The organism is Neotamlana sedimentorum, assembly GCF_000943565.1.
Classification (GTDB): Bacteria; Bacteroidota; Bacteroidia; order Flavobacteriales; family Flavobacteriaceae; genus Neotamlana; species Neotamlana sedimentorum.
In genome coordinates, this window is the sequence record NZ_JTDW01000029.1 from 1 (window position 1) to 7075 (window position 7075).

Genomic DNA, 7075 nt, shown 5'->3' on the forward strand with positions numbered 1-7075 from the left:
TTTTAGTCAACCTATTTCAGGAAAGTACAGTTGTTATATTGGTGCTAACAGTTTTGTGTATGGTTCGTGGCGTGTTTTAAGTACCTAATTTAGCGATTTTTTATACATGGTGTAGTAGGTAGTATTTTTTAATTTAATTCAACTCCCATTTGATTAAGATGCTTTTTTAAGTTTATAGACACTTCAATAACATAGGCTTTCTCTTCTTGTTTCTTTTCTAATGCTATTTGGTGCTTTTTTATTTTTTGAATGGCATCAAGATAATCTTCATAATAGGTATTATCATCAAAATCAAGGTAAAGTACTTTATTAGACTTTATTAGCGCTTTCAGGTTATTATCATTTAATAACAAATCTTTATGCTTTAATGCTTTGTTTGGAGAGACGGTTATTAAAGTATGATTATGTTGATTTATGGCTCCTTGGATAACTTCTTTATTATCTGAATATAAATCTCTTTCTAGTTCAACCCACCAAGGATTGGCAAAATCAGAAATATCCATTGTAATTGAAGAAGATTCAATGAGCTCTTCTTCTTGTAATGAATTAATTTCCTCCAATAAGAAACTTTTTTTTGAGAAATTATTAAATCTAAAAGATGTCGCAATTAAATCATAAATATTATCGGTCATATAGAATAACGAAAATGTAGATGTAATATGGCTTTTAATTTTATCGATAAACTTATATTTTGTATGGGCATCTGCATAAAGTAATACCTTTTGTGCTATCCAAGGTTCTGGAATCTTATTTTTCTGGTCTAATAATGTGTAGTTAATATCTTGAAAGTACTCTAATTTTTTATCATCATTATATACCTCTTGGTTTTTGGTTATATATAAACTATAAAGGTTTGTTAAACTTTTAATTTCTATTTTCTTACCGCCTTTAGGTAATTTTATTTCGTCTTTAGGTTGCGAAAAACCTTTTAAGGCTAATAATAGTAAGAGCAAATATTTCATTTTAAATTTCATATTGTTTTTACATTTTAAGGAAATCCAATTTTTACTAGTAGTTTTTATTTTTTTGTAATAATTTACCTTTGTTTTATTATTATTAATGATTTGAAGTATTGGTAGTTCAATAATATTGCTACAACAGTTTTATGTATGATTAGTGGCGTGTTCAAGCACCTAATTTAGCAAATAAAAACCGAATATAAATCCTCTGGGATTTTTGTAAGTAAGCGATAACTAGCTATTTATTAAACACGTTGTTGTACTTTTGTTCTTTTTATAACTTAAGATTATTTTTTTCTTCTTCAAGTAATTTTATAACTTTTGTCATTCCATTGCTTATTCTATTCATATATTTAATCCTTACAACTTTCATTTGTAAAGAATTATTTAACGTGGCAAACGTAGAAGGACTTGCAAGGATTTCCAAAAACTCTTTTTCAGTTAATCTAAACCTTTCAGGTATCATTTCATTAGGCGTAGATAAAATTTCGCTTAATCCTATTTCTTTTCTTAGTTCCCAGTCAGAACCATTATAATACATATCATTACTAATTTTACGGTGAATGGTTCCACCAATGTCGGCAGACATTATCTCAGCGTAAAGTGTAAGTACTTTCTTATTATTAATCATACTAAGCCTGCCTGACGATTTTGAATCTTCATAAATTGGTAAATTGAGATCATAAGGAATACCATATGTTATAAAATCTCCAAGTTTTTTTAGTGAATCTATTTGAATTGTCAATTCTCTAGATCCAATGTGTTTTAAATACAATTGACCATCTGCAATTAGAGAATCGCCAAGGGCAATGGCATCATTTATTATAACCCTCGATGATTGTAATTCTACAATTAAGTCTTCAATTAACTGCTGTTTAATTATCTCATTTTTTTTGATTCATTCCAATTATTTAAACTCAGCGCAATCAAAATTCCAATAACGACCAAAACAATTTCTCCAATAGCATACTTTATATACTTTCCAGCGTTATTTTTTTTCATAAGGTCGAAGCGTATTTTTCTAAAGAATTTTATCATTGGTTAGCGGTTTATGCTTTCGTTATTTTTAATTCAGCTATTGTTTTAATTCTTTGTCAATCTGAGAAATAATATCTAAAAGGCTTTCTTGGTTTATGACAAATGTTCTCCAATAATAAAAGTTCTTTGATTGAAAATAAATATTAAGATCAGCAATTAAATTTTGATCCGTTAAATCACTAAGGTTTTTATATGGCTTATAAGTTAATATATGAGCATATTTATAATTTAAATCCGATGAACCCTGTCTCAAGATTTCAAATAAATTTTCATTGGTAGGTGCATTAAAAGTATAGAACCTTTGAATATTAGAGTATAAGGTGTCATTTATTATAAGGTCAGAATTGCCATCAGCAATCATTGCATCGTATGCACTTGTGTTTGATCGAAAAGGCATATCATATCCAAATAACTCCGAATAAGATATTTTGCTAATAGTATCAAGGTCGGCAAAGGAAGTTATTTCTTTACGAGGAATAAATGAAGGTAAAACCTTTTTAAAGTACATAATCTCTCTTCCCCAATAAGGTTTTAATTCTTCGATTAACTCTAAATCTTTAAACATATCCGAACGAATTTCTTTCAAAATAGTGGTAGCTTTCAGTTTGTTCTTTTGAACTTCATTCCAATTATTAATCTGCAATGCAATCAAAATTCCAATTACCACTAATAGAATTTCGCCAATAGCATAAACCAGATATTTGCTGAATTTATTTTCAGTCAGCATTTTTTGTCTAATTTTTCTAAAGAATTTTATCATTGGTTAGTGGTTTTAGATAATGAAGCATAATGGTCTTATATAAGAGTAGTAGCGATTTAAGACCACAAACCTTTCAGTTTAGACCATAAATTATTTTTATCTTTTTCTTTGGGTTTAGCGCTATTCCCGCCATTACTTTTATACTTTGTTGTGCTTAGTGTTTTTATAATTTTTCTTTGAACCAATTAATTAATAACGTATTTAGCTCATTTTTTTTATTAGAAAACTTGTGGTCAGTTTTTACTTTCTCAAGCTTAAAATCATAATTTATTTTAGTTAATTTATCAGCTATTATATGAGCCTGATTAGGGTTTACTTGTTTGTCTTCAGTACCACAAAGAATAAGTAAACTTGCACTTTTATCTAATTCGTCAGCCCAATAAGCAACAGAACGTTTTTTTAGTTCTTCACTTTTATTTTCTTTATATTTTGGAATCAGTTTAGCACATACTAATCTTTCCATTTCAGGCCTTTCAATAATTAATTTTCCTAAATCAGATGGTCCATTTCCAATTACCGCGGTTTTAATTAGATTGCTGTTTTTTAGAGATAGGTAAGTCATCATTCCGCCTCTTGACCATCCAAACATTCCAATACGACTTGAATCTGCTTTATTAATTGTTTTAATAGTTTCCGTTAAATTTAGAACATCTTTAATGTCATTACCTCCAAACTCATCATTTTCTCTATAACAGCTGGCTATAACTAAATAATCTTGGTCTGCTAATTTTGAAGCCGATTGTATTAAAGAATGAAGTGTTTTTGCTTTAGCCATTTTTCCAACTTCTTTATTTCCTCCTCTATTAAAAATAACTACAGGGAATTTGCCTTCTTTTTTGGGTTCCGCAATTATTCCATTCACTAGTAGAGAATCACTCTTATAGAGAATAACATAAAAATTAATGTTGTCTAAATATTTATAGTTTTTTGTTAAAGAATTGTTTTCAGATATGCTATTCCAAATTGGTGGTATTTCTGAAAGGTTTATTATTTTTTTAGATATAATAGCTCCATTTTTTATATTGTATGAATTGTTATAGTCTTCAGCGCTAATTTTAGAATCTAGAATTGTATTCGTTAATGATTCAGAATTTTGATAAGATTTATAATACTTTGTTCCAAGTTTTAAACCAAAAAAAAGAAACACAATTAGTATTAAAATTCCGATAGATATTACAATTCGTTTTATTAATTTCATAAAATAGTTCGTTTATATATGTGACGAATTATCTAGAATTTTGTTACAGTTTGGACATTAAGCACAACTTGTTATAATCGTACTTTGGTTTAATTTGCGAGTGCTTTTCCAAATGCCTCTCTAAGCTCAAAAAAGTAACCAAATGCTACAATTACAAGTATAATACCAATAAAAATATACCAATAATTTAATTTTTTTGATGTTTTTATATTTTAAGTGGTTAATACAGTTTATTTTCTGTAGAGTAGTTTATTTTACTCGTTAGTGTTAAATTACCTACAAAAGTTACAACAAAATTTAAATTTATGGCTTATAGTAGTTTACTCAATGAATTTTAAAGGAGTTATTTATGAAGTAAAGCGAATAAGACTAGCTTTTTTTAAATACGTCATATAAAAAATAGCTTGCTATTTAACTATACAAAACCTTTCAGAAAGTGTATGTTAACTTTGTTTTATTTGTGTTGATGGTAATAGCTTTTAATTAAATTTTATTGAATTTGTTATTTTAGTTTTATAAAAGTCACTTAAATTTAGAACACTAATTTTTGATGAGGCAGATTTTGTAAATTCATTCTCATTAAAACTTCCAATTATATAGAGGTTTCCATCGAGACAATACGTTTTAGAGCTTTTTGTATACAGGCCAATTTTATATTCGTTTAAAATTTTAGTTTTCGTGTTGTAAGTGAAAATTAAACCATTACCAAGGATATAGATAGTACTGTTTGACTATGCTAAAGCAGGATTTTCTATTCCAGAAAACATATTGCTTTCTTTTTTCTATTTCCCTTTTTTAAGGTCGTAAGACTCTATTTCTGTGAAAGGCTTTTTTATTAAAGCCTCCTATAAGGTAAATCTTGATCCTAATTAATTCTGATTCTTTTGTTATCGACATTTTCTTCTTATTAAAATAACGAATATCCAAATATTAGTGATAATGTTTTATATTCTGAATTCCAATATAAATAGTTTCCTATAATTTCTCTATTAGTTTGGTATCTTATTTCTACACTATATCTGTCATTATGTTTGTAACCAATTCCTAGTGCTAAGTTATTTCTGGAATTAATTTCTAGAGAATTTACACTTGAACCATCAGATCTTGTAAGCTCGATTGATGATTTTGAAAATAAATCTAATACGTAAGAAGCATTTATAAAAATTTTAGAATTATTATTTAAAAAGAAATAATGGCGTAAGCTTAAGGGCACTTCAATGGAGCTATAATCTACATTTGCTATTAATACGCCACCAGAAAAATTACTTGAGCTAGTTGTTTTTTCGGATTTATAACTTTGATAAGTTGGCTCAATGCCAATGGCCCATTTGTTTTTGTTAAAAGGTAAAATAAACTCAGTTTCTAACCCAAATCCAACCCCGATTTTATTTTCAAAATCAATATTTTCAGAATTTGGATCTTGCATTGATAATGATGAACTATTTATACGAGGCCTTAATGTTAAATTAAACCAATCTCTTTTTTCCTTTGGCTCGAATTTCGTTATGTCGTAGTTGTGGCAATTGCTGTAATCAGTAAAAAATCGTACTAAACTATTTTTTTTATATTCTAAATTCTCAATTTTACGCGATTTAAAATTTGCACAATTTAAATCAATAAACAACTGTTGTTTAAATCTATTATTTTTAGCAACATTGTTATCTGCGGTTTTATAACTTTTAAATATTAATTGTTCAATATCAGAATTGTCTTTATTGTAAAAATAGCGTTTTAAGTTACTATCGGCGTATTGATATAAGGTTGCTTTACCATCAACTAATACCTTTAAAAAAAGCTGTTCTTCTTTAAATATTGGGTTTTTGTCGGTGCTTAATTTATTAATGTTCTCGCTAGATCTGTCAATATTTACAGTGCTTCGTACATATTTTGAAATATTATTAATACCAAATTCTTTTATTGATTTTATAGTTGCTTTTTTAGGCTCACTATTTTCGGATAGTTTATATTCAAATTTAGTTGGGTTATTTTTCCAATCAACATTTTTTATTAAACAGTTAACTTTTTGGTTTGTATTGTCAATGTAATATCCTTTTTCAAAAGAGATTTGTGAATAACAATTAAGGCCTAAAATTGTTATTAAAAGACATAAAATTTGTGTTTTCATTATTGTTTTAATTTGCTAATAATTGTGTAGTTATTGCTTAAGGTTTATGTATGGTTTTTTAGGTGTTTGCAAAAGTTATCTTTTACTTTTTTGGTCAATCTTCCTGTTGCAAATAGAATTCTATAGCTCAAACTGTGAGCGTGTTCATTTTTGGAAATTCTGAAGTAGTCTTCGCATTCGGTCATAATTGTTTACAACAGTCTCGGTTATGGATAATTGCGTGGTTTGGTTACTAATTTAGCAAAAGTTTTTGAGCTAGATGAAAATCCGTAGGATTTTCCGAGTAGGCAAGAACCAAGCAATTATTTATAGCTATTTTTGTAGGTGTTTTTTATAATTTATATCCAATTCCAAATTTCAGAATATTAATGTTCGTGTTGTAACTTATATCTGGAACTCCATTTTCAACTCTAATTTTCACAAAATCATATTGTGCCTGTAAAAAGAATTTTTCAGATAAATCATATGCAATACCTAAATTAAAATTAAAACCCTCTTCGCTATCGTCAATATCAGCAGGCAATTCATCATCTCGATTGTCCGCCCAATCTGCATTAAAAATAAGTATTGAATATCCAATTCCAACTTGAGGACGAAGTTTTTCTAAATTCGGAATATTGAACTCTGCAAATAAGCGAGGTTGAATAGGAATAGTTTTAACATCAAATAATTGATTCTGGTCGGTTGCACCTGACTTAGTGTTTTTAAAGAACCCAAAATTCGCGGACACTCCTAAATTCAATATTTCTTTTTGTAGAAATCTGTAATTGATTCCCAAGTCAATAATTCCGTTATGGTTGTCTCCTAAAAAATTATCTCCAATAGCGATTGGGAAATTAGCCTCAATGTCAAATTTAGATTCTTGGGCGTTTAAATTTAGAGCTAAAGCTAAAATTAAAATCCAATAGAGTTTTGATTTCATAAGTTAAGTAAAGTTTTGTTTATGTTTAATTTTAGTTTATGGGGAACGTGTTTGTATATGGTTTGTTGCGTGG

7 protein-coding genes are annotated in these 7075 nt (G+C 27.9%); all 7 read right to left on the minus strand.

What is annotated here, in order from left to right:
* Positions 1 to 128: 128 nt before the first annotated feature.
* Entirely contained in the window at positions 129 to 962 is an 834-nt protein-coding gene (locus tag PW52_RS16715) for a hypothetical protein (RefSeq protein WP_044634133.1), read from the minus strand.
* A gap of 271 nt (positions 963 to 1233) precedes the next feature.
* A complete protein-coding gene (locus PW52_RS16720) occupies positions 1234 to 1734 on the minus strand; it encodes a hypothetical protein (protein WP_131454017.1) in 501 nt (166 codons plus the stop codon).
* A gap of 104 nt (positions 1735 to 1838) precedes the next feature.
* Entirely contained in the window at positions 1839 to 1961 is a 123-nt protein-coding gene (locus PW52_RS17755) for a DUF6090 family protein (protein ID WP_240475212.1), read from the minus strand.
* Between the two features lie 73 nt (positions 1962 to 2034).
* Positions 2035 to 2757 carry a DUF6090 family protein gene (locus PW52_RS17275; protein ID WP_117584401.1) on the minus strand — a complete coding sequence of 241 codons (723 nt, stop codon included), beginning with the start codon at positions 2755 to 2757 and terminating at the stop codon, positions 2035 to 2037.
* Between the two features lie 163 nt (positions 2758 to 2920).
* On the minus strand, positions 2921 to 3955 hold the full coding sequence (locus tag PW52_RS16730) for an alpha/beta hydrolase family protein (protein ID WP_044634135.1): 1035 nt from the start codon (positions 3953 to 3955) through the stop codon (positions 2921 to 2923).
* 907 nt (positions 3956 to 4862) lie between these two features.
* Complete coding sequence (locus PW52_RS16735; RefSeq protein WP_044634136.1) at positions 4863 to 6080, minus strand: porin family protein; 1218 nt, start codon at positions 6078 to 6080, stop codon at positions 4863 to 4865.
* A gap of 331 nt (positions 6081 to 6411) precedes the next feature.
* The gene (locus PW52_RS16740; RefSeq protein ID WP_044634137.1) at positions 6412 to 7002 is read right to left on the minus strand and encodes an outer membrane beta-barrel protein; all 591 of its coding nucleotides are present in this window, start codon (positions 7000 to 7002) and stop codon (positions 6412 to 6414) included.
* Positions 7003 to 7075 lie beyond the last annotated feature (73 nt).

What these genes read in the sequence shown, in the direction of transcription:
- PW52_RS16715 (WP_044634133.1), bottom strand. Translation starts at nt 962, where the DNA reads ATGAAATATTTGCTCTTACTATTATTAGCCTTAAAAGGTTTTTCGCAA.
- PW52_RS17755 (WP_240475212.1), bottom strand. Translation starts at nt 1,961, where the DNA reads ATGAAAAAAAATAACGCTGGAAAGTATATAAAGTATGCTATTGGAGAA.
- PW52_RS17275 (WP_117584401.1), bottom strand. Translation starts at nt 2,757, where the DNA reads ATGATAAAATTCTTTAGAAAAATTAGACAAAAAATGCTGACTGAAAAT.
- PW52_RS16730 (WP_044634135.1), bottom strand. Translation starts at nt 3,955, where the DNA reads ATGAAATTAATAAAACGAATTGTAATATCTATCGGAATTTTAATACTA.
- PW52_RS16735 (WP_044634136.1), bottom strand. Translation starts at nt 6,080, where the DNA reads ATGAAAACACAAATTTTATGTCTTTTAATAACAATTTTAGGCCTTAAT.
- PW52_RS16740 (WP_044634137.1), bottom strand. Translation starts at nt 7,002, where the DNA reads ATGAAATCAAAACTCTATTGGATTTTAATTTTAGCTTTAGCTCTAAAT.